Below are 24016 nucleotides of genomic sequence, written 5' to 3'. Positions count from 1 at the left end.
CAAAAGCCTCGATAACACGGGGCTTTTTTTATTACGTTAATACACACAACTTACACAACACACAAAAAACAAAAACAATGAGCGACGCTTTAAAACACGAATGTGGGATAGCCTTAGTTAGACTACTAAAACCGCTTGAATATTATAAAGAAAAATACGGAACTGCGTTTTACGGAATTCAGAAAATGTATTTAATGATGGAAAAACAGCACAACCGCGGACAAGACGGTGCTGGTTTTGCAAGCATTAAACTGGATGTTGAACCTGGACAACGCTACATCAGCAGAGTACGTTCGAATCATTCGCAGCCAATACAAGATGTTTTTAAACAAATCAATGAGAGAATCAGCGAAGAGTTAAAAGCTAATCCAGAAATTGGTGAAGATGTCGATAAAATAAAATCACAAATTCCTTATGTTGGCGAATTGTTTTTAGGACACGTTCGTTACGGAACTTTTGGAAAAAATAGCATCGAAAGTGTTCACCCTTTCTTACGTCAAAGTAACTGGATGCACCGTAATTTGATTTTGGCTGGAAACTTCAACATGACGAATGTTAAAGAACTTTTCGAAAATCTAGTGGAATTAGGACAGCACCCAAAAGAAATGGCAGATACTGTTACAGTAATGGAAAAAATTGGTCACTTCTTAGATAAAGAAGTTATGCAATTGTACCAAGACTGTAAAGCTGAAGGTTATTCTAAAAGAGAAGCTTCGCCAGTAATTGCCGAGCGTTTGGATATTGCAAAAATCTTAGCTCGTTCAGCTAAAAACCTAGATGGCGGTTACGCAATGGCTGGTTTATTAGGTCATGGAGATGCTTTTGTATTTAGAGATCCCGCAGGAATACGTCCAGCTTACTTTTATCAAGATGATGAAGTGGTTGTTGTAGCTTCAGAAAGACCTGTTATTCAAACTGTATTTAATGTTCCTTTTGAAAGCGTTCAGGAAATCGATCCAGGAAATGCTTTGATTATCAAAAAAAATGGAAATGTTTCTATGAAACAAATCTTGGAGCCAACAGTTAAAAAAGCTTGTTCTTTTGAAAGAATTTATTTCTCAAGAGGAAGCGACGCTGAAATCTATCAAGAACGTAAAGATTTAGGTAAATTAATTTTACCAGCAGTTCTTAAAGCAATCGACAGCGATACAGACAACACTGTTTTCTCTTATATTCCGAATACAGCCGAAACTTCATTTTATGGTTTAGTAGAAGCTGCTCAGGATTTCTTAAATCAGAGAAAAAACAATTATATTCTAGAAAATAGAAATACTTTAACGGCTGAAACACTTCAAGAACTTTTAGCTGTAAAAATACGTACAGAAAAAGTGGCTATTAAAGATGCTAAACTTAGAACCTTTATTACAGAAGACAGCAGCCGTGACGATTTAGTTGCTCACGTTTACGATGTTACATATGGCGTAATTAAACCAGAAGACAATTTGGTTATTATTGACGATAGTATTGTTCGTGGAACTACTCTGAAAATGAGCATCATTAAAATGATGGATCGTTTAAAACCAAAACGTATTGTAATTGTTTCATCTGCACCACAAATTCGTTACCCAGATTGTTACGGAATTGATATGGCAAAACTAGAAGGTTTAGTTGCTTTTAGAGCAGCACTTGCTTTATTAAAAGAAAGAAACCTTTACCATATTGTAGATGAAGTTTATGCAAAATGTAAAGCACAAGAAAATTTCTCAGATACTGATGTTGTAAATTATGTAACAGAAATTTACGATCAATTTACAAATGAGGAAATATCAGATAAAATAGCAGAAATGTTAAGCTCACCAGAAATCAATGCTGAAGTAAAAATCATCTTCCAAACGGTAGAAGATCTTCACATCGCATGCCCTAAAAATTTAGGTGATTGGTATTTTACTGGAGACTACCCTACTCCAGGTGGAAATCGTGTCGTAAATCGTGCTTTTATGAATTTCTACGAAGGAAAAGACGCTAGAGCTTATTAAAAAAGTATTAATAAAAGGTTAATTTGTGCATTTCATCGGTTTTTTTTGCCGTTCATCCTGTTTGTTTGGTAAAATTGAAAAGCAATGATACTTTTGAAATACCATAACATTAGTAGGTTAAGTTTATGGTAGATTTGGGGCAAAAAGGGTGGAAGAAATTCCACCTTTTTTATTGGAATAAACTCAACTATTTCTAAAGCAATAGCTTATATATCATTTAATCGGATATAGTTACCTTTCATCTAAATTTTTTTCAATTCGAAATATCCTTCATTACTTTTACTAAACCATAACATTAGTAGGTTAAGTTTATGGTAGATTTGGGGCAAAAAAGGCGGAAGAGATTCCGCCTTTTTTATTTTTATTCCCTGTAAGTTTTAAAAATAACAATCTTTGTATTTTAGTTTCCAATCTATTTATTACAATTCTTTATTCCACTTCTAGAGGCTATTTTATTCCCATTTTTCCTTTAAAAGGACAAGACAATGAATTACAATCCATTTATCGGATATTAATACACTTCATCTGAAAAGTTTTTTCTCCCAAAAATCCATCACTACCTTTACTAAACCATAACATTAGTAGGTTAAGTTTATGGTAGATTTGGGGCAAAAAAGGCGGAAGAGATTCCGCCTTTTTTATTTTATTCCTTATAAGTTTTAAAACAACAATATTTATATTGTAATTCCCAATTCTCTTTTTTACCCATTCTTCATTCCGTATTCTAAAGGCTATTTTATTCTCATTTTTCCTTTAAAAGGACAAGACAATAAATAACAATCCATTTATCGGATATTAGTACATTTCATCTGAAAAGTTTTTTCTCCCAAAAATCCATTACTACCTTTACTAAACCATAACATTAGTAGGTTAAGTTTATGGTAGATTTGGGGCAAAAAAGGTGGAAGAGATTCCACCTTTTTTATTTTTATTTTTTAGAGGAAAGAATAAAGATTATAGAACAAAGAGAAAAATATAAATCACAAAAAAAAAGACGGATAACAATACGTTATCCGTCTTTTTTCTTTGCTCTTTTCTCTTTTCTCTTATTTGTCTAAAGCAAATCTTCTTGCAACTTCTGTCCAGTTAATTACACTAAAGAAAGCTTCAATATAATCTGGTCTTCTGTTTTGGTAGTTTAAATAATAAGCGTGCTCCCAAACATCCATTCCTAAGATTGGAGTTCCACCGTTACCAGCAACTTCTGGCATTAATGGATTATCTTGATTTGGAGTACCAACAACTTCTAATTTTCCTCCTTTTTGAACTGTTAACCAAGCCCATCCAGAACCAAATTGAGTTGCTCCAGCTTTAGCAAATTTTGCTTTAAATTCTTCAAATGATCCGAAAGAAGCTTCGATTGCTGCCAATAAATCTCCTGTTGGCAATCCTCCTCCGTTTGGAGACATTACAGTCCAGAATAAATTGTGGTTGTAGAAACCTCCACCATTATTACGAACTGCTGCGTTAGATTTATCTAAGTTAATTAAGATATTTTCGATTGTTTTTCCTTCTAAATCTGTTCCAGCGATTGCTGCATTTAGATTTGTAGTATATGCATTGTGGTGCTTTGTATGATGGATTTCCATTGTACGTGCATCAATATGTGGTTCTAATGCATCGTATGCATAAGGTAATTGTGGTAATTCAAAAGCCATGATATTTCTAATTTTTATGGTTTATAATAATTTATCCCAAATTTAGACATTTAACTTTGGAATTGAAAATACTATTTCGTTATAATTCAATTAAATTAACTGATAATTTACTTTTTCATTATATAAATAGCTGTAAATCTTTATTTTCCGTTAAAAGTTGTCATTGTATTTTCTAAACCGGCAGTTCCAAAAGTTTTAATTATTTCTGCAGAAGTTTCTAGGCGTTCTGTTAGTTTTGCATCTTCTTCTGCATTCCATTCGCCTAAAACATAATCTACTTGCTGCCCTTTTTTGAATTGATCGCTGATACCAAATCTATAGCGCGTATAATTTTGCGTATTCAAAACCAAATTGATGTTTTTTAGTCCGTTATGACCGCCATCGCTTCCTTTTGGTTTGATTCTGATTGTTCCAAATGACAAGTTTAAATCATCTGTAATGACCAAAATATTTTCTAATGGAATGTTTTCTTTATCCATCCAATATTTTACAGCTTTCCCACTTAGATTCATATAAGTATTTGGCTTAAGCAAAAAGAAGGTTCTTCCTTTAAACTTATATTCAGCCAGAGATCCTAGTTTTACGGTTTCGAAAGAAAGATTTTCTTTTCTTGCTAAAAAATCCAATACTTTAAACCCGATGTTATGTCTTGTGTTTACGTATTCGGCTCCTATATTCCCCAACCCGACTATTAAATATTTCTTCATATTATCTATGTTCTCTTCTTTTTGTGTTGATGAAAACAGTTTTGTTATCCATTTTATCATGTTTGCAAAAGTAAGATTAATTAGAGAATGTGACAATTTGTTAATTAGATAATTTGTGAATGTGACAATTAGATAATTGCTTGTTGGTCGCGATTTAACCGCAAAGGTCGCTGAGAAAATGTTTCTCGCAGATTTATTATCATTTCTTATTGTCATCCTGAGCGAAGTCGAAGGAACACATGAAGCTCGACAATGTAGATTCAACACTTTGTGTGGGCTTCGACTTCGCTCAGCCTGACACCGATTAAAAATCTTAGCATCTCAGCATCTTAGAAACTTAGAATCTAAAAAAAAAGCCCCAATCGTAAGATTGAGGCTTTTTGTATAGTTTTGAAAAAAATTATTTTTTCTTTCCTTTTGCAGGAGCTTTTGCAGCTTTTGCAGCTTCTTGAGCAGCTTTCATAGCAGCACGAGAAATTCTTACTTGAGCAACAACTGTGTTGTCTGGGTGCATAATTTTGTATTCTGGAGCACCAACTTTAGTAACGTATAATTTGTTACCCATTTCAAGTGGAGTGATGTCAGCTTCAACGAAATCAGGAAGATTTGCTGGTAAAGCTTTAACTTTTAATTTACGTTGGTTCAAACGTAAAACACCTCCCGCAAGAACACCTTTAGATGTACCAACGATTTTCACAGGAACTTCCATAGTGATTTCTTTATCATCAAATAATTGGAAGAAGTCAATGTGTAAAATTTTGTCTGATACTGGGTGAACTTGGATATCTTGCAAAATTGCATTGAATGATTTTCCTTTTCCAAGCTCAATCACAACTGTGTGTGCATTTGGAGTGTAAACCAAGTTTTTGAACGCTGCAGCGTCTGCTGAGAAGTGCACTGCTTGATTTCCTCCGTATAACACGCAAGGAACCGCTCCAGCATTACGTAAGGCTTTAGTTGACACTTTGCCCACGCTTTCTCTTTCTGATCCTTTAATTGTAATCGATTTCATTGTAAAAAAAATATAGTTATTAATATAAATATTCTATTTTGTTTAAGCTTTAAGCAATATGCTTTAGGCTTTTTATGCAAAGTAAATAAGCTTACGGCCTAATGCCTACAGCTTACTGCTTTTACATAATGAATTTTCCACTGATGGAATTGTTGTGGTGAACCATCTGCATAACCTCAGCAAATAGAGGCGCACAGCTTACCACTTTTATCTTTTTTGACTCTTTCTTTAACGGAATTGAATCTGTTACGATTAATTCTGTCAATTTTGAGTTTTCAATTTTTTCGTATGCTCCGCCAGATAAAATAGCGTGCGTACAAATTGCTCTTACACTTAGCGCTCCTTTTTCGATCATTAGGTCGGCAGCTTTCGCTAAAGTTCCTCCCGTATCGATCATGTCGTCTACTAAGATTACGTTACGACCTTTTACTTCACCAATTAGCTCCATAGTATCGATAACGTTGGCTGCTTTTCTTTGTTTGTAACAGATTACTACATCTGATTCTAAAAACTTAGAGTAAGCATATGCTCTTTTTGAACCTCCCATATCTGGAGATGCAATTGTCAGATTTTCTAAATTTAAACTTTCTACGTATGGTAAAAAGATTGTAGATGCAAATAAGTGATCTACTGGTTTTTCGAAGAATCCTTGAATTTGATCTGCATGCAAATCCATTGTCATGATTCTTGTTGCTCCTGCAGCTGTTAGTAGATTTGCTACTAACTTAGCTCCAATCGGAACTCTTGGTTTGTCTTTTCTATCTTGTCTTGCCCAACCAAAATAAGGCATAACAGCTGTAATGTGTCTTGCTGATGCACGTTTTGCCGCATCAATCATCAACAACAATTCCATCAGATTATCTGCACTTGGAAAAGTTGAACATACGATGAAAACTCGTAAACCTCTAATCGATTCTTCGTAAGATGGCTGAAATTCTCCATCGCTATACGTTGACATCGTTACTTTTCCTAACGGAATTCCGTAGTCTTTTGCAATTTTTTCTGCAAGATAAACACTTTGTGAACAAGCAAAAATTTTAGCTTCTGGTTCTAGGTGCGACATTATATTGTTGTTTTTGCTCCGCTACATTTATCTAATTTTATTATTATTATTTCTAACAAAGAAAAAAACCTTATAAATGCCTCGAATGTAGTTAGTTGTGTGTGCTTCGTTTTAACGAGGTGCAAATTTATAAAATTTATTGGACACTGAAAGGAAAAATTTAAGTATTTTTAGTAGTTGGTTTAATTTTATTTTTTACATTTGCACCGTGTTAAAGGAATGACGCCATTTATGACTTCATTCTATTGCGTTAAAATAATCTCTTTTGATTGTTTTTTCGTCTGCTAAGCCCGGATGGCGGAATTGGTAGACGCGCTGGTCTCAAACACCTGTGGGAAACCGTGCCGGTTCGACTCCGGCTCCGGGTACTTAAAACCTCTTCTTAACAGAAGAGGTTTTTTTATGCTTTATATTTTTAAAAAGCCAATTTTCAACTGGCTTACTTTCATTAATTTTTATTGAAATACTTTTTTGAAATATCCATAAATGGTTTTTCAATACATTTATATCCTACAAAACTTAGCAATACAACAATTGGTGTTATTAAAAAAACAACCTGACAATATTCTGAAGGAGATAATTTTTTAGCATTTTCTAATCCAAAACCGAAATAAAAAACTACGAAAAGAACAATCCCGTGAAGTAAATAAGTGCTGTATGAAATCTCTCCCAATAATTTTAATGTGGAGGTTTTTAAAATTCCAAACAAGGTGTTTCCAGACGATATGAATATAAATATGATTGTGATTAAAATCTTGCAGGGCATGTTTGTAGATTTTTCAAACTGAACAATCAAAACCAGACAGATTAAAATTAAAATACTAAAAACAGGATTTTCTACATTTTTTAGCGGTTTATATTTTAACAAAACCGCCCCTAAAGCCCCTCCAACAAACGAAAGCAAATGCTGAACATTTATTCCATTTACATAAAAAAATCCCCAGATAAATAAAACCCCAATTAGGACATAGAAAACAGACGGTTTTCTCTTTAAAATTAAAAGTGAAATTATAGGGAGACTAAAATAAAACAACCATTCAAAAGGAAGTGACCAAGCTACTCCAGCATTTATCAAATAAGTAAAATCAAAACCATTAATACTGCTGCCGCGTATAACCGTAAAAGTTGCCCATAAAAACATTTCATGAAAAAACTCGAATAATCCTGCTTTTAATTCCCAATGTGTAATACCCATTGCAAACAATACAATTATAGCAACTGAAAAATAATACATGGGAGCTAGCCTAAAAAATCTAGAAATAAAAAATGCTTTCCAGCTGAATTCTTTTTCTCTTGAATTTAAAAGTTTTGAAATGAATAAAAAACTTGAAATCATGAAAAAAAATGCAACACTTGTAGATCCTAATTGCGAATATAAATAAGATTTAGAAATCCATTTTCCTTCCTGAATATATTGATACCAAACACTTGCATGCGAAATAAATACACTTATTGCTAAAAATCCTCTAAGTCCATCGACAGATTCATATCGTGAAGATTCGTATTTTATCTTATATTTTAAGTTGATGAAGTAAGCCGTTAAACAAGCTATAAGAATCATTAAAAGAGCAAATAGCGGATTTAAATTATTCATTTAAGTGATATATTATTTTATGTAAAAGCATCGCAAAGAAACAACTATTATCGCGTTTTTGATTTAACCGAGATTAAGGTTTTAAAACACCTCACAACTCGCATTATGCAAAACAGGAAAATTGCACGAATTAGCTATAAAGCACAATTGATTTGCTTTCTGATGTAATTTTAAAGCCAATTCAATTTGATCTGGGTTTGAAATTTTTACTTTCGGAAATAATTTTACTTCAACAAAACGACCGCTTCCATCTGGATTTACTTCTAAAATTGCTTCGGCGTTATCTAAATATTCAAGAACCTCAATTCCATTTTGCGAACAGACATATAAATATGACATCATATGGCAAGAAACCAAACTGCTTAACAATAAATCTTCGGGATTGTACAAAGAAGGATCACCTTTGAAAGCTTTTGCTGCCGAAACGTCTAAAATGGATTTTCCTTCAACTTTTATTTGATGGGTTTTGCTGTAGAATTTCTTAGATAATTCATGTTTTTGCTTTGAATTCCAGTTTAAATTTGCTTTGAATAAATGTTTCATTTTGCTAAGTTAAGATTTTAAACGTTAAAAGAATTAATCTCGCAAAGTCGCCAAGAAATTAAAACTTTGCGGCTCTGCGCCTTTGCGAGATTCAAAAAAATTACTTTATTTAAATCGTAAATAAAAAAACCTCGAAAGTAATGCTTTCGAGGTTTTTTAAAGAACTAAACTAATTAACAAATTCTAAATTATTTCTTCACTGAGAACTTAAATGTAGTTTTCGTTTTATAATTTTCTCCCGGGTTTAAAACCGTTGTTGGGAAATTTTTCTGGTTTGGAGAATCTGGATAATGTTCTGTTTCTAGACATAATCCTGTTCTGTGAGCAAAAGTTCCTCCGTTTGGCATTGGTAAAGTTCCGTCAAGGAAATTTCCAGAATAGAACTGAATTCCAGGTTCGTCTGTTGTCATTTCCATAACTCTTCCGCTTGCTGCATGGTATACTTTTGCAATAATTGTTTTTCCTTTTTCAGGATTGTTCAATACCCAGCAATGATCGTAACCTTTTCCTCTTTCTAGCTGCTCATTTTTAGCATTGATATCTTTTCCAATTAATTTTGGAGTTCTGAAATCAAAAGGAGTTCCAGCCACATCATCTAATTTTCCTGTAGGAATTAATGTTGCATCAACTGGAACTAATTTATCAGCATTTAAAGTCAATTCGTGATCTAAGATTGTTTTTGTAAAATCTCCTGATAAATTGAAATAAGAATGCTGTGTCAAATTAACAACCGTTTTTTTATCTGTTGTCGCTTCATACAAAACTTCTAATTGATTGTCATTTGTCAATGTATAAGTCACAAAAACTTTCAGATTTCCAGGATAACCTTCTTCCATATCTTTACTTAAATAAGACAATTTTAAAGAAGCTGTTTCACCAGATTTAACCTCATCTGCTTTCCAAACCACATTAAAAAATCCTTGTGGTCCGCCGTGCAAAGCATTTGGCGCATTGTTGATTGCCAACTGATATTCTTTTTCGTCAAGCGAAAATTTTCCTTTTGCAATTCTATTTCCGTATCTTCCAATTAAAGCTCCGAAGAAAGGATTTTCTTTTTCGTATTGTGCCAAAGAATTAAAGCCAATTACTACATTTTCTGAAACACCCGCTTTATTTGGCACTTTCAAATCTGTAATTCTTCCACCAAAAGTGATGATATCCACTTCCATCCCATTTTGGTTTTTCAGTTTATAGCTGTCCACTTTTTCACCTTTTGCAGTGGTTCCGTATTCAGATTTTTCAATCGTTACTAAAGCTTTTTCATCAGTAGCAACTTTTTCTGTGTCAGCTTTTTTATCGCCTTTACATTGAACTGAAACTGCAGCCAAACTCAAAAGGCTTAATCCGAAAACACAACGTTTTAATACATTCATAAATGGTTTATTTTTTAGTTAGTAAAGTTTTAAAGTCAAAAGTCATAAAGTCTTTTCTTCAAAGTAACTAAAACTTTCGGACTTTATGACTTTCAACTTTTGACTAATTTATAGTCCATGCTGAAACAAATGGAAATATGCTTCGTTGGCGTTAATTTTATCTTTAAACTCTCTTACCGTTGTTTTTTCGTCAATAACTAATAATTCGATTCCTGCGATGTCTGCGAAATCTTCCATATATTCTGTTGTAATCGACTGACTGTAAACTGTGTGATGCGCTCCACCAGCCAAAATCCAAGCTGTTGCAGCAACTTCTAAATTTGGTTTACAATCCCAAAGAACACGTGCAACTGGAAGTTTTGGTAATTCTGCCATTGGTTTAATTGCTTCAACTTCGTTTACAATTAAACGGAAACGTGTTCCCATATCAACCAAAGAAACATTGATTGCGTCTCCTGCAGGCGAATTAAACACCAAACGAGCTGGATCTTCTTTTCCTCCAATTCCTAACGGATGAACTTCGCAAGAAGGTTTTCCGTCAGCAATAGATGGACAGATTTCTAACATGTGAGAACCTAAAACATATGATTTTTGTGGCGTGAAGTGGTACGTATAATCTTCCATGAAAGAAGTTCCTCCTTCTAAACCTACACACATTACTTTTAATGCACGAACCATTGCAGCTGTTTTCCAGTCTCCTTCTCCACCAAAACCATAACCATCGGCCATTAATCTTTGGGTTGCGATTCCTGGTAATTGTTTCCAAACACCAAGGTTTTCAAATGTATCTGTGAAAGCTCCGAAACCTCCTTCTTCAAGGAAAGCTCTTAATCCTAATTCGATTTTTGCTGCTTCAACTAATGAACTTCTTTGTGCACCGCCTTCTTTTAAAGAGTCAGTTAAGTTGTATGATTGTTCGTAAACTGCTAATAAATCGTTTAATTCTTTGTCTGTTACTTTTTCAATGTGCTTTGTAACATCTGAAGAATCATATCCGTTTACAGACATTCCGAAACGAATTTGCGCTTCCACTTTGTCACCTTCTGTTACGGCAACTTCACGCATATTGTCTCCAATACGAGCTACTTTTAGGTTTTGAAGTTCGTCCCATCCTAAAACCACTCTTGACCAGATTCCTAATTGTTTTTGAACTCTTTGGTCTTCCCAATGTCCAACTACAACTTTACGTTTTTTACGTAATCTAGACATGATAAAACCGAATTCACGATCTCCGTGTGCCGATTGATTTAAATTCATGAAATCCATGTCGATGCTTCCCCACGGAATTTCAGCATTGTATTGTGTATGCAAGTGGCACAATGGTTTTTTAAGGATATTTAATCCGCCAATCCACATTTTTGCTGGAGAGAAAGTATGCATCCAAGCAATAATTCCGATACAGTTTTTAGCAGAGTTTGCTGCCAAACAAACATCAAGAATCTGCGAAGGTGATTTTACCACATCTTTATAAACTACTTTTACCGGAATTGAAGACGAAGCATCTAATCCTTTTGCAATAATCTGTGAATGTTCTGCTACTTTTCTAAGCGTTTCTTCACCATATAATTCTTGGCTTCCTACTACAAACCATACTTCTTTTTGAGATATATCTATCATTTTTTTATTTTGTTTCAAGTTTTCTTTGTTTCAAGTTTCAAGTTGTTGAAATTCGGAAAACTTTTGTTATTTATTATTTGTTTCAAGTTTCAGGTTTCAGGTTTCAAGTTACGTTCCAACAACCTGAAACAAAAAAAACCTGAAACCTGAAACAAAATTTCTACTGTCCGTAATACGAATCTTTTCCGTGTTTGCGGTTGTAATGTTTCTTTATTAATGAATCTTTTAATCTTGGTGCGTTTGGGTTGATTTGTAAAGTCAGATAAGCCATTTCTGCCACAACTTCTAAAACTTTACTGTTGTAAACTGCTTTTGCAGCGTTTTTTCCCCATGCAAACGGACCGTGATTTCCAATTAAAACCATTTCTACTTCTTCGTAAGAAAGATTCTTTTCTTTGAAACAATCTAGAATCTGAATTCCCGTATTGTGTTCGTAGTTTCCTTCGATTAAATGATCTGCCATTGGCGGTGCGCACGGAATATCAGCTGTTAAATGATCTGCATGCGTTGTTCCAAAAATTGGAATATCTTGCTGAGACTGCGCCCAAGCTACAGAATACGTTGCGTGCGTATGTGCAACGCCTCCAATATTTGGCCAGTTTTTATATAAATAAGCATGCGTTTTCGTGTCTGATGACGGACGCATAGTTCCTTCAATAACGTTATTATCAAAATCGACAATTACGATATCTTCCGGTTTTAAATCTTCGTAAGGAACACCGCTTGGTTTAATGGCAAAAACACCATTTTTTCTGTCAACAGCGCTCACATTTCCGAAAGTATACACCACCAAATTCAGTGCATTTAATTGCATGTTGGCTTCGTAACATTCTTGTTTTAAATCTTTATAAAGAGAACTCATTTTGAGAAATTTTAATGGTTGGATCTGCAAAAGCACTCAATTGTTCGTATGCTAAAAGCAGTTTATGATACGCTTCTACTTTATCGGTCTGAGGGAAATATTCTCCATCAAAATCACTTCCGATTTTTTGGCTTGCTTCGATTACGTTTGGATAAATTCCAGCTGCAACAGCTGCATAAATTGCCGCACCTAAAGCAGGAGTTTGGTCTGAAGCTGCAATTTTAATTGGCTTGTTTAAAACGTTTGCCAAAGTCTGCATGATAAAAGGAGATTTACGAGCCACACCGCCAATTCCGATAACGCTGTCAATTTTTACGCCTTCTTCTTCAAAACGATCTACAATTTTCTTCGCTCCAAAACAAATTGCGTTTACTAAAGCTTTAAAAATATGAGGCGCTTTTGTTCCTAAAGAAAGGTTCGAAATCGCGCTTTTCACTTCCTGATTGGCATCTGGAGTTCTACGTCCGTTAATCCAGTCTAGGGCAATTGGAAGGCTTTCTGAAACTGGAATTTTCTCTGCTTCTTTCGTTAATTCTACAATTAATTTATCGCTGAATTCTTCTCTTAATTGGTCTTTTTGAGCATCATTTAAAAGATTTGAAGAACCTAATAAATGTTCTGTCGGCCACATTAAAAGTTCTTTGTACCAAGCCAATAAATCTCCAAAAGCAGATTGTCCAGCTTCTAAACCAATAAATCCTGGAATAACCGAACCATCAACTTGTCCGCAGATTCCGCGAACGGTTTTTGTTCCCACTTCATCATAAGAACCAACTAGAATATCACAAGTTGAAGTTCCCATAACGCGAACTAAAGTGTTTTCTTCGATTTTAGCTCCAACTGCTCCAGAATGTGCATCAAAAGTTCCAACAGCCACAACTGTTTCTGTCGAAAGTCCTAAACGATCTGCCCATTCTTGACTTAGTTTTCCAGCAACTAAATCTGATGTATACGTTTCATCATATAAGTTTCCGCGAAGTTGAGCCAAATACGGATGTAATTTTTCTAAGAATTCAACTGGAGGAAGTCCGTTCCAGCCTGTATGCCACATCGCTTTGTGTCCAGCTGCGCAACGGCTTCTTTTGAAGGTTTTTAAATCTTTATCTTCAATCAACAAATACGTCATTAAATCGCAGTGTTCCATCCAAGTGTGCGCTGCATTTCGAACTGCTTCATCTTGTCTTGCAATGTGAAGAATTTTTGCCCAAAACCATTCCGAAGAATAAATTCCTCCAACATATTTTGTAACGTCTTCTCCGCCCCAACTAACTGCTAATTCGTTGATTTCGTTTGCTTCATTTATAGAAGTATGGTCTTTCCATAAAACCATCATCGCATTTGGATTTTCTTCAAAACCTTTTGTCAATGCCAATGGCGTTCCGTCTTTTGTAACTGGAACCGGAGAAGATCCCGTTGTGTCAATACAAATTCCTTTTACTAAAGAAGGATCAACTTTACTTTCTTTAACTACATTTTGAATTGTAATTTCCAATCCTTCGATATGATCCAAAGGATGCTGACGAAATTGGTTTATCGATGCGTCACAATATTGTTTGTTTTTCCATCTTTTGTAATGAGAAACATTCGATGCCAACTCTTGTCCATTTTCAGCGTCAATCAGCACCGCACGAACAGAATCTGTTCCGTAGTCCAATCCTATTACATAATTTTTCATTCTATTTTATTTTTAAAATATTGACAAATATAGATATAAATATTTTATAAGTGTACAAAAAACACTTAATTGAAATTGCATAATTAATTTTTGCTATAAATGCATTAAAACAGCATTTTAGCATCTTTTTAAAAAATAAATGTTAACAATACATTTATAATGTTGCGATTATTTCAGCTTAATCTTCAAATCGTTATTGAATCGTGCTTTAAAATCGTACTGAATTTTATTTTTTTGCCACAGATTAAAAGAATTTAAATCCTTTTTTAATCCTTTTAATCTGTGAAATCTTGTCTCTTGTTTCTACAATCTATTTTCAGTTCTTATAATCTAACCAAACTTTCATTTTTCCAACTCCTCGATTTGACCAAGAATAATATGGAATTGCTTTCAACTTTGAGTTCTCAATTACATTTACTCCTTGCAATAAATTAGCTTCTTTTTTTACTTTGAAAGTATCAGAAGCGCTTATATCAATTTTATCGAAGTTGTTTTTGTTATCCATTTCTTCAACCGCATAAACTATTGGTCCGTATTCTAAAGAAACTTTGTTTGCATTCGTTACAACTTTTGAACTCGTCTGCACTTCTTGAACATCCATCGGAAGATTAAGGCTAATTTTATCTCCTTTTTTCCACTTTCTATTAATGTTGAAATAACCATTTTCTGGCTGAATTGCTAGAGTTTCTCCATTTAAACTAATTGTTGCTTTTTGAGTTGAAGCCTTTTTATAACTGTATAAATCTCCAGGCAAAACTTCATTTCTAGACCAACCCGGAACACGAAATTTAATGGTAAACTGACTTTCTTTTTTTGGATTGACCGAAATCGCAATTTTCCCATTCCAAGGATAAGAAGTCTGTTGTGAAATCTGTAAATCTGTTTTCCCTAATTGGAAAGAGGCATTGTTCGAAGCATATAAATTGACATACAAAACATCGTTTGTTTTCGAATAAATCAATCCCGGAATTGACGGAATAAAACGAATCAAATTGGTTGGACAGCAAGAACAGTCAAACCAACCTTGTCGTGTGCAAGAGCCGCGATTTGATTTGTAAACGCCATCTGCTTCCAACGCATTTGGGTAGAAAAATTGTTTTCCGTCAAGCGAAATTCCCGATATTAATCCGTTGTACATTGTTCTTTCGATAACATCAAAATACTTAGAAGCTCCGTATAAATTATGCAATCTGTGATTCCAATATACATCGCCAATTGCAGCACACGTTTCATTATATGCGGTTAAATTTGGCAATTCGTAATTTGCTCCAAAAGCTTCGCCGTCGTGTCTGGAACCAATTCCGCCTGTGATATACATTTTTTTGTTTACCATGTTTTCCCACAGATTATTTACGGCATTTTCATAACCTTTATCTTTCATCAAAGCCACAATATCTGTCATTCCCGCGTACATATACACCGCTCTTACGGCATGACCAACAGCTTCTTTTTGTTCTAAAATTGGCATATGATCTTGCGCATATTCTCCATACAATTTATGATTATTTGGATTTCCGCGATTGTCTAAATAATATTTTGCCAGATTTAGATATTCTTTTTTTCCCGTAATCTGATACAATTTCAGCAAACCCGTTTCTACAATTTGATGTCCCGGAACGCCTTTTACTTGTCCTGGATTATCGCCAAAAGTTCGAACCAGCATATCGGCAGCTTTTATGGCGATTTCCAGAAAATTAGTTTTTCCAGTTGCTTCATAATGTACAATTGCTGCTTCAATTAAATGTCCTGGATTATATAATTCGTGGCTAATCTGCAACGATTCCCAACGTTTTCCTTCAATAACGGGAACCCAAGTTGCAGGCGGTTTTGCTGGATTTATAGTTCTCCAAGTTGTAATATATCCGTCTGGTTCCTGACCAATTTTTACAATGGCAATCATCGAATCCAGAACTCTTTCCAGTTTCGGATTTGGTGCACTGATTAAAGTATTCGAAGCGCCTTCGATAATCTTATAAACATCGGTATCATCAAAAGGCATTTCGCCTCTTGTTGTTCCTGTTTTTTGTTTTCCTGCAATTAAAAAATTCTCAAAACGTCCTTCTTCATCGCATTTTTTTATCGCATATTGAATCGTGATTTCTTGTACTCTTTTGATAATTGGAAGCCAAAAAGAATCGGTCAATTTTACATTTTGAATGTTAACCGGTTCGATTTGATATCCCGCTTTTAACACAGACGTTTTATCATCAGATTGCACCAAATTGTTTTTGGTTTCTTTACAGGAAATCAAAATCGACAAGCAGAAAATCAATAAATAAAAAATATACTTTTTCATTCTATCGTATTATTTTCCTTCTAAAACCAATACAGAAAAAGGTGGAAGTGTTATTTCTAACTTTCCTTTTTTGTTTTCAAAACCTTTAAAAGCAACAGGAACAATTTTATTCGGATTTTCGAAAGAATTATAATCTTGTAATTTTTGAGATGTAATAATTGTTCCAGTAAAATTTTTCACGCCAAGATCTTTAGTGTCAATTTCGATTTTGTTTTTATTTACAGCATCAATATTTACCAATGAAATATGAATAGCTCCAGCATTATCTTTTGAAACCGAAGCCGAAACTGCTGGAATTGTTTGGCCATTATAAGTATAAGAAGGCGATTTGAAATCTACTGGAAGCAATTTTGCATCTTGATGCACGCTGTACATTTTCATAACGCTGTAAGTTGGAGTCGTAATCATTTTAGCTTTGTCAGTTAAAATTACGGCTTGAAGTACATTTACACATTGCGCCAAATTTGCCATACGAACTCGATCTGAATGATTATTGAAAATATTCAAAGTTGCCCCAGCCAAAACCGCGTCACGCATTGTATTTTGCTGATATAAAAACCCTGGATTTGTTCCTTTTTGAACTTCGTACCAACCGCCCCATTCGTCTACAATCATTGCCACTTTTTTCTCAGGATCGTATTTATCCATAATTGCGGCATGTTTAGTTACTAATTCTTCCATTTTTAATGCAGATTGCATCGTCAGGAAATATTCTTTTTCTGTAAAATTAACATCTGATTCTTTTTTGTCCCAATTTATTACAGCGTAGTGATGAACTCCCAATCCACCTAACATATGCAACGGAATATTTTTCATTAAAACTTCTGTCCAATTATAATCTGAACTATTTGATCCTGAAGCAATTCTTGTAATTCCTCCCGTATTACTCCAATCTGACATAAAAGTGGCAAACTTGCGGTATTCATTTGCATAATAATCTGCTGTCATATTTCCGCCGCAACCCCAAGCTTCATTTCCAATTCCCCAATATTTTACTTTCCAAGGTTCTGTTCGTCCGTTTTTTCTTCGAAGATCACTCATCGGACTTTTACCTCCAAAATTCGTATACTGAACCCAGTCTGCTAATTCTTGAACGGTTCCGCTACCAACATTTCCTGACAAATAAGGTTCAGCGCCAAGCAATTCGCACATATTCAAAAAATCATGTGTTCCAAAACTATTATCTTCTGTAACTCCTCCCCACCATTGATTTACAATTGTCGGTCGCTGTTCTTTTGGCCCAATTCCGTCTTTCCAATGGTATGTATCGGCAAAACATCCGCCGGGCCATCTTAAATTCGGAATTTTTAAATCTTTCAATGCTTTAATAATATCATTTCGCACTCCGTTTGTATTTGGAATTTTAGAAGTATCTCCAACAAAAAATCCACCGTAAATACAATGTCCTAAATGTTCGGCAAAATGACCATAAATATTTTTATTGATTGTTGGTGCAGATGCATCACTCTTCACGGCAATAATTACAGCATCTTTTTGGGCGGTTATAGTTTGCATGCAAAGCGCCATAACCAGTAATAAAAGTGGTTTTTTCATAAGTTTTTTGTGGTTTTTGGTTGTTAAAAAATACGGTGGTTTACATATTTTATAACGATTTGTGATTTTTAGATTTTATAAGTGTTTGTTTAACATTTGTAAATTTAAAGAAAAAAAAGTCTCATAAAAAAATTAAAATCGCAGAACAACTGGTTGTAAAAAACAGATTTAGCAATAGAAATATTCGAAAAGCAGTACTAACAAAGGAATTTTATACGATTTTTGAAAAGTTAGAAATCTCAAAAAATTGACAAAAAAATATAAAATAGCATCGCTTTGTAACAAAAAATGTAACTTTTAAGCATTCAATTACAAAATATAGCTAACTGTTTAATGCTCTTTTGAAAATGTTTCTACCTTTGGCTCGTATTTTTGGGATATAATTGAAGAAATTTTGGACTTAAAAAACCTGATTTTAGTAGATAAATCAATCAATGCAGCTTGTTATTTGTTTCAATTTTAACATAAGTGTAAAATCAACATTAATAAATTATGAAACGTTTTAAGAAGTTTATATATTTACCATCCAAATTAATTATATATGCTAAATAGTTATAGCTCTGCTGATAAAGTCTTATTGGCGGTTGACTGCATCATTTTCGGATTTGATCACGAAGGTCTGAAAATACTTTTAATTCAGAGAGATTTTGAACCTGAAAAGGGAAAATGGTCTTTGATTGGAGGTTTTCTAAAACGCGATGAAGTGCTAGATGCTGCAGCCACAAGAATCTTAAACACTTATACGGGTCTAAACGACATTTATATGGAGCAATTGTATGCTTACAGTGAAATCGATCGTGATCCTGTTGAAAGAACCATTTCGGTTTCTTACTTTGCTTTGATTAATATCGAAAACCATAATGAAGAATTGATTCAAAATTATCATGCAGAATGGTTTCCTATTAACGACGCGCCTAATCTGATTTTTGACCATAATGAAATGGTTCAAAATGCTATTAAACGTCTTCGTTACAAAACTTCGATCAAACCAATTGGTTTTGAATTGCTTCCAGAAAAATTCACTATGCGTCAGCTTTTAGAATTGTATGAAGCCATTTTGAGCAAAGAATTGGATAAAAGAAATTTCATCAGCAAAATCAATTCTCTTGAAATCTTAAATAAACTAGACGAAAAAGATATGCAGTCTTCTCGAAAAGGCTCTTATTTATATACTTTTAATAAAGAGAAATACGAAGAAAAATTATTAAACAATTTTGTGCTTAATTTATAACCTTATGGTTGAAATTGAACAAAATTTAATTTAATACATAGATACATAGCTTTTCTTTGTGCATACAAGACGTTTCACTTTTTTAAATACATCCCGAAGCTTCGGGACTATGTGTGAAAACTGGTTTTTTCTTTTACCTCTTTTTTATTTAAAACCAAAATCTATATTTCTATGTGTTAAAAAATAATTATTCCCAACGGGTTATTTTTATTTCACAAAGAATTCCTCAATATAAGAGCAGATCTATTTTCGATCTGCTCTTTTTTTCCATTGAAAACCATATCCGCGAGAATTTTTCCCATTAATTCAAAATTGGTCGAAATTGTGGTAATTCCGTTTGCGGCGATTTTCTTCAGTGGTGTTTCATTATAAGAAATGATTCCGAAATCTTCTCCTAATTTCAAATTTCTTCCCATTGCATTTTCTATAACCGAAAGCAAATCGCGATCGTGCGGAATAATATACAAATCTCCGAGCGCAATAGATTGATTGCTGAAATCGGAAATAATTTCATAATCGTATTTATATTCTTTACAAAAATATTCGAAACCAATTTTCATTCCGGGAGGTTCTCTAAAACCTGGAAAAATAAGAATCAGTTTTTTGTATTTTGATAATCTGGATTTTCCTTTTATTAAACCTTCATAAATATCTCTCTGGTGATTTTGGTAAATCGCTGGAAACATTTTTAAGTCCGAATTGGTCTGGTCTAAAATAATTACATCATTTACTGGTAGGGTTTTTATCGAATCAACTATATCGTTTAAGTTGGTTGGCATGATAATATATTTGGTGTAATTTCCATTGCTGTCATTAATCAGTTTTTTAAAAACTTGAACATTAAAATGATGAAAGAAAATATCAACCTGAACATTTTTTCCAATATTCTGCAAAAACGAATTATAAATATCTTCTTTAAAAATATTTAGCTCATCAAAAAGCAAAAAAACCTTCTGAGTTATAGTGATTTCAATACTTTTAACATAATATCCTTTTCCAGGAATGGCATAAATAATTCCTCTTTTCTTGAGTTCATCATACGCTAATAAGACCGTATCTCGCGACAACGAAAATGCTAGACAGACTTTATTTACCGACGGAAGCCGATCGCCTTTTATTAATTTTCCTACTTCTATAGCTTTTTCTATTGAAAGAATAATCTGCTTATATTTTGGAAGACCAATATTATTTTGAATTGAAATGATGTTCATAATAAAGTCATTTTGACTATTAATATTAAAAACTGGTAGGTACTGGTATGCAAATATAAAGAATGTTTCTACTTTTGGATTTCATTTTTGTTAAAAATTATATGGAAATAAAACACATATCGCATTTAAATGAGATTCATAATTGCAAATTATTCGGTTTAATGCCTAATAAAGAAGAAATTTATTCTTTTGAATTAGTTAATAAAAACGGAATGAAAGTTCAAATCATTAATTATGGTGCAACTGTAACCTCAATTCAAATTCCTGTAAATGGAAAATTAACCGATGTTGTATTAGGGTTTGACAATTTAGAAGCGTATTTAGAATCGTATAATTTGCCAAGCGCTCCTTATTTCGGAACAACTGTCGGGCGTTATGCCGGACGTATTCATAAAGGGTCTTTTAGTTTGGATGGAAACAAATTTCAGCTTGATGGAAACAATAACGGCAACACGCTTCACGGCGGAGTTATGGGATTTGGAAGAAAAGCTTGGCGTGTCGTTAATGCGACTTCTGACGAAAATCCATCGATTACTTTTGGGCTTTTGAGCGCACATTTAGACGAGAATTTTCCTGGAGAAATGACGGTTTATTTGACTTATACTTTGACAGAAGAAAATGAATTAAAATTAGAATATAAAGCAACGTCAACAGAAGATACGGTTGTCAATTTGACGCATCATAGTTATTTTAATCTTGACGGACACGACGCGAATGTTTTAGAACAGCAAATGTTTATCAAATCGGCAAAAATGCTGGAAACAAATTCTGATAATATTCCGACAGGAAATTATACCGATTTGGCAAATCATGATTTTGATTTCAGAAATCCAAAAAACTGTCCGTTTCCAATTGACAATTCATTCGTTGTAAATTCTAAAACTGAAATTGTGGCGCAACTAATTAGTTTGAAAAATAATTTAAGAATGAATGTTTATACCGATCAGCCGAGTGTACATATATATGTAGGCGGAAATTGTTTCGGAAAATTAAAAGGAAAAGAAAATGTAGATTATAATGCGCAAAGCGGAATTTGTTTTGAAACACAAAATTTTCCAGATGCGCCAAATCACGCTCATTTTCCGAATGCCGTTTTGAAAAAAAGCGAAGAATACACGCAAAAAACGCTTTACAAATTTGAAAGTTTAAATTAATAAAATCCTAAAAACCACAATACAACTAACTATATAATGAATGATATTTTAATACAAAATACCGTTACTTTTTTCGAAAAATCTTTCGGTTCTTCTCCAGAAAAAACGGTACTTTCTCCAGGTAGAATTAACATTATCGGAGAACATATTGACTACAATGACGGTTATGTTTTGCCTGCAGCAATTGACAAAGTAATTTGTTTTGCTTTTTCTAAAAACAACACTAAAACTTCTAAAATAATCGCCATCGATTTGAACGAAGAATTTGAAATCGATTTGACTAAAGAAGTAAAATTGAGCGATGTCGTTTGGACAAATTACATTCGAGGCGTAATTAAACAATTGCAAGATAACGGATTTTCGTTTGAAGGTTTCAACTGTGTTTTCAGCAGTAATATTCCGGTTGGTTCTGGATTATCTTCTTCTGCGGCTTTAGAATGCGGAACCATTTTCGGAATCAAATCTCTTTTTGATTTAAAAATTGAAAAAGTTGATATTTCTTTATTAGGACAAAAAGCAGAACATTGGGTTGGAATCAATTGCGGAATTATGGATCAGTTTTCGAGCGTTCATGGTTTGGAAAATAAAGTAATAAAACTGGATTGCAATACTTTAGATTTTGAATATCACAACGCCGATTTCAAAGATTATTCTTTGATTCTGTTTGATTCTAATGTAAAACATTCGCTTTTTACTTCAGAATATAATACGAGAAGAATTGAATGTGAAGAAGGTTTATCTATCATAAAAAGTCATTTTCCAGAAGTAAAAAGTTTTAGAGATTCTTCTGTAGAACAAATTTTAAGTCTGAAAGATAAAATGAGCGAGAAAGTTTTTGACCGAGTTCATTTTGTTGTAAAAGAAATTAATCGCGTAATAAAAGCGTGCGAAGCTTTAGACGCAGGAAACATCGAACTTTTGGGCGAATTGCTTTTTGAAACACATTATGGTTTATCTAAAGAATATGAGGTAAGCTGTGAAGAATTAGATATGCTTGTTGATACGGCAAAAGAAGATGACGCAATTATTGGCTCAAGGCTAATGGGCGGCGGTTTCGGAGGTTGCACTATTAATTTAGTTAAAAAAGGACATGAAAATGAGGTAAAAAGTAAGTTTTCGAAACTTTATTTAGATACATTTGGAATTGAATTAAAATTCTATGATGTAAAAATCTCAAACGGAACAACGCTACTTTAACACCACAACACACTACAATGAAAAATTTTGACATTAACGAAGATCCGCACAGACGCTTCAATCCATTGATTAACGAATGGGTATTAGTTTCGCCACATCGTGCAAAACGTCCTTGGCAGGGGCAAAATGAAACCATTTCAACAGAACAACTTCCAAAATACGATCCGACATGTTATTTATGTCCAGGAAATGTTCGTGCAAATGGCGTAAATAATCCAGCATACGAAAGCAGTTTTGTTTTTGAAAATGATTTTGCCGCAATGAAACAGGATGAAATTATTTTTGAAGATGATATCAAACATACTTTTTTTAAAGCAAAACCAGAACAAGGAATTTCTAGAGTAGTTTGTTTTTCTCCACGTCACGATTTGACTCTTCCAGAAATGGAAATTGCCGATATCGAAAATATTATCAAAACTTGGCAGAGAGAATACACAGATTTAGGAAATATAAAATACATTAATCACGTTCAGATTTTTGAAAATAAAGGAAGCGTAATGGGTTGTAGCAATCCGCATCCGCACGGACAAATTTGGGCACAGTCTTCGTTGCCAACGCAGGTTGAAAAAACACAAAATAGCTTAAAATCATATTACGATAAAAATAAAAGAACACTTTTAGAAGATTATGTTGAAGCTGAATTGAAAGCTGGAGAAAGAATCGTAATCGAAAACGATCATTTTGTAGCTTTAGTTCCTTTTTGGGCAATCTGGCCTTACGAAACCATGATTGTAAGCAAAAGAGCGGTAAACAAAATCACCAATTTTACTGCTGAAGAAAGTGCTGCTTTCGCTAAAATTCTAAAGCAATTAACGACTAAGTACGATAATTTATTCAATACTTCTTTTCCATATTCTTCAGGAATTCACCAATCTCCAACAGATGGTCTAGATCATCCTGAATGGCATTTCCACATGCATTTTTATCCGCCTTTGTTAAGATCGGCAACAGTAAAAAAATTTATGGTTGGATACGAAATGTTGGGCGAATCGCAACGTGATATTACACCCGAAAAAAGTGCTGAAATTTTAAGACAATTGTCTGAAGTGCATTATAAAAGTCTGGTTAAAGCTTAAGAATTATAAGATGAATGAAGTCAAAAAAGTAAAATTTAACAGAATTACCATTAGATAAATGTAAAAAACACATTTGCTGATAGTTGATTTATAAATTTTTATTTTACATTTGGCTTCCACTTTTATTTTCATAAAAAAATAACAGAAATAAAACACATCTTGCATTTTTAACAAGATTATAAAGCATAAAACCAAATAAACAAATTTTAACCCTATA

The 24016-nt window shown here is 33.5% G+C and carries 18 protein-coding genes and 1 tRNA gene; 6 read left to right on the top strand and 13 right to left on the bottom strand.

The features are described 5' to 3' along the window. Nucleotides 1-77 precede the first annotated feature (77 nt). Complete coding sequence (locus NYQ10_RS05290) at nt 78-1976, top strand: amidophosphoribosyltransferase (RefSeq protein ID WP_289879210.1); 1899 nt, start codon at nt 78-80, stop codon at nt 1974-1976. A gap of 1046 nt (nt 1977-3022) precedes the next feature. Here NYQ10_RS05290 and NYQ10_RS05285 read toward each other — a convergent pair. From NYQ10_RS05285 to NYQ10_RS05270, 4 genes are all read right to left on the bottom strand, one after another. Beyond that, on the bottom strand, nt 3023-3634 hold the full coding sequence (locus NYQ10_RS05285) for a superoxide dismutase (RefSeq protein ID WP_095930681.1): 612 nt from the start codon (nt 3632-3634) through the stop codon (nt 3023-3025). Between the two features lie 140 nt (nt 3635-3774). Beyond that, nucleotides 3775-4401, bottom strand: coding sequence for an aminoacyl-tRNA hydrolase (pth, locus tag NYQ10_RS05280; RefSeq protein WP_289879209.1), 627 nt, complete (start codon nt 4399-4401; stop codon nt 3775-3777). Between the two features lie 340 nt (nt 4402-4741). After that, nucleotides 4742-5353, bottom strand: coding sequence for a 50S ribosomal protein L25/general stress protein Ctc (locus NYQ10_RS05275; protein ID WP_229353402.1), 612 nt, complete (start codon nt 5351-5353; stop codon nt 4742-4744). Nucleotides 5354-5474: 121 nt separating this feature from the next. Further along, nucleotides 5475-6416 carry a ribose-phosphate pyrophosphokinase gene (locus NYQ10_RS05270; protein ID WP_111378835.1) on the bottom strand — a complete coding sequence of 314 codons (942 nt, stop codon included), beginning with the start codon at nt 6414-6416 and terminating at the stop codon, nt 5475-5477. Nucleotides 6417-6704: 288 nt separating this feature from the next. Here NYQ10_RS05270 and NYQ10_RS05265 point away from each other — a divergent pair. Continuing rightward, nucleotides 6705-6784, top strand: a tRNA-Leu gene (locus NYQ10_RS05265). Between the two features lie 80 nt (nt 6785-6864). Here the strand turns inward: NYQ10_RS05265 and NYQ10_RS05260 are convergent. From NYQ10_RS05260 to NYQ10_RS05225, 8 genes are all read right to left on the bottom strand, one after another. Beyond that, a complete protein-coding gene (locus NYQ10_RS05260; RefSeq protein ID WP_289879208.1) occupies nt 6865-8010 on the bottom strand; it encodes an acyltransferase family protein in 1146 nt (381 codons plus the stop codon). An 81-nt stretch (nt 8011-8091) separates the two neighbouring features. Beyond that, nucleotides 8092-8553 carry an OsmC family protein gene (locus NYQ10_RS05255; protein WP_289879207.1) on the bottom strand — a complete coding sequence of 154 codons (462 nt, stop codon included), beginning with the start codon at nt 8551-8553 and terminating at the stop codon, nt 8092-8094. A gap of 188 nt (nt 8554-8741) precedes the next feature. Beyond that, the gene (locus NYQ10_RS05250) at nt 8742-9926 is read right to left on the bottom strand and encodes an aldose epimerase family protein (RefSeq protein ID WP_289879206.1); all 1185 of its coding nucleotides are present in this window, start codon (nt 9924-9926) and stop codon (nt 8742-8744) included. Between the two features lie 108 nt (nt 9927-10034). Next, a complete protein-coding gene (gene araA, locus NYQ10_RS05245) occupies nt 10035-11543 on the bottom strand; it encodes an L-arabinose isomerase (protein WP_289879205.1) in 1509 nt (502 codons plus the stop codon). A gap of 160 nt (nt 11544-11703) precedes the next feature. Further along, the gene (locus tag NYQ10_RS05240) at nt 11704-12405 is read right to left on the bottom strand and encodes an L-ribulose-5-phosphate 4-epimerase (protein WP_134148412.1); all 702 of its coding nucleotides are present in this window, start codon (nt 12403-12405) and stop codon (nt 11704-11706) included. Further along, on the bottom strand, nt 12389-14080 hold the full coding sequence (locus NYQ10_RS05235; RefSeq protein WP_289879204.1) for a ribulokinase: 1692 nt from the start codon (nt 14078-14080) through the stop codon (nt 12389-12391). Before NYQ10_RS05235 ends, NYQ10_RS05240 begins: the two co-directional genes overlap by 17 nt. Nucleotides 14081-14396: 316 nt before the next feature. Continuing rightward, nucleotides 14397-16376, bottom strand: coding sequence for a glycoside hydrolase family 127 protein (locus tag NYQ10_RS05230; protein ID WP_289879203.1), 1980 nt, complete (start codon nt 16374-16376; stop codon nt 14397-14399). A 9-nt stretch (nt 16377-16385) separates the two neighbouring features. Further along, nucleotides 16386-17930, bottom strand: a complete 1545-nt coding sequence (locus NYQ10_RS05225) for an alpha-N-arabinofuranosidase (RefSeq protein WP_289879202.1) — start codon at nt 17928-17930, stop codon at nt 16386-16388. A 541-nt stretch (nt 17931-18471) separates the two neighbouring features. On the opposite strand from NYQ10_RS05225, the gene NYQ10_RS05220 reads away from it, so the two are divergent. After that, nucleotides 18472-19161 (top strand): NUDIX hydrolase, encoded by a 690-nt coding sequence (locus NYQ10_RS05220; protein WP_184158615.1) that lies wholly within the window; start codon nt 18472-18474, stop codon nt 19159-19161. A gap of 212 nt (nt 19162-19373) precedes the next feature. On the opposite strand, the gene NYQ10_RS05215 is transcribed toward NYQ10_RS05220, so the two are convergent. Beyond that, complete coding sequence (locus tag NYQ10_RS05215; protein WP_289879201.1) at nt 19374-20372, bottom strand: GntR family transcriptional regulator; 999 nt, start codon at nt 20370-20372, stop codon at nt 19374-19376. Nucleotides 20373-20473: 101 nt separating this feature from the next. Between NYQ10_RS05215 and NYQ10_RS05210 the strand changes: the two genes are divergently transcribed. The 3 genes from NYQ10_RS05210 to NYQ10_RS05200 are packed head-to-tail and all read left to right on the top strand — an operon-like array spanning nt 20474 to nt 23799. Continuing rightward, complete coding sequence (locus tag NYQ10_RS05210) at nt 20474-21526, top strand: aldose epimerase family protein (RefSeq protein WP_289879200.1); 1053 nt, start codon at nt 20474-20476, stop codon at nt 21524-21526. Nucleotides 21527-21562: 36 nt separating this feature from the next. Next, nucleotides 21563-22723 (top strand): galactokinase, encoded by a 1161-nt coding sequence (gene galK, locus NYQ10_RS05205; RefSeq protein ID WP_289879199.1) that lies wholly within the window; start codon nt 21563-21565, stop codon nt 22721-22723. Between the two features lie 17 nt (nt 22724-22740). Next, a complete protein-coding gene (locus NYQ10_RS05200) occupies nt 22741-23799 on the top strand; it encodes a UDP-glucose--hexose-1-phosphate uridylyltransferase (RefSeq protein ID WP_289879198.1) in 1059 nt (352 codons plus the stop codon). Nucleotides 23800-24016 lie beyond the last annotated feature (217 nt).

The sequence above is a fragment of the Flavobacterium johnsoniae genome, assembly GCF_030388325.1.
Taxonomy (GTDB): Bacteria; Bacteroidota; Bacteroidia; order Flavobacteriales; family Flavobacteriaceae; genus Flavobacterium; species Flavobacterium johnsoniae_C.
The sequence above is the reverse complement of the archived record's forward strand: the minus strand, read 5'-3'. Positions and strand labels throughout refer to the sequence as shown.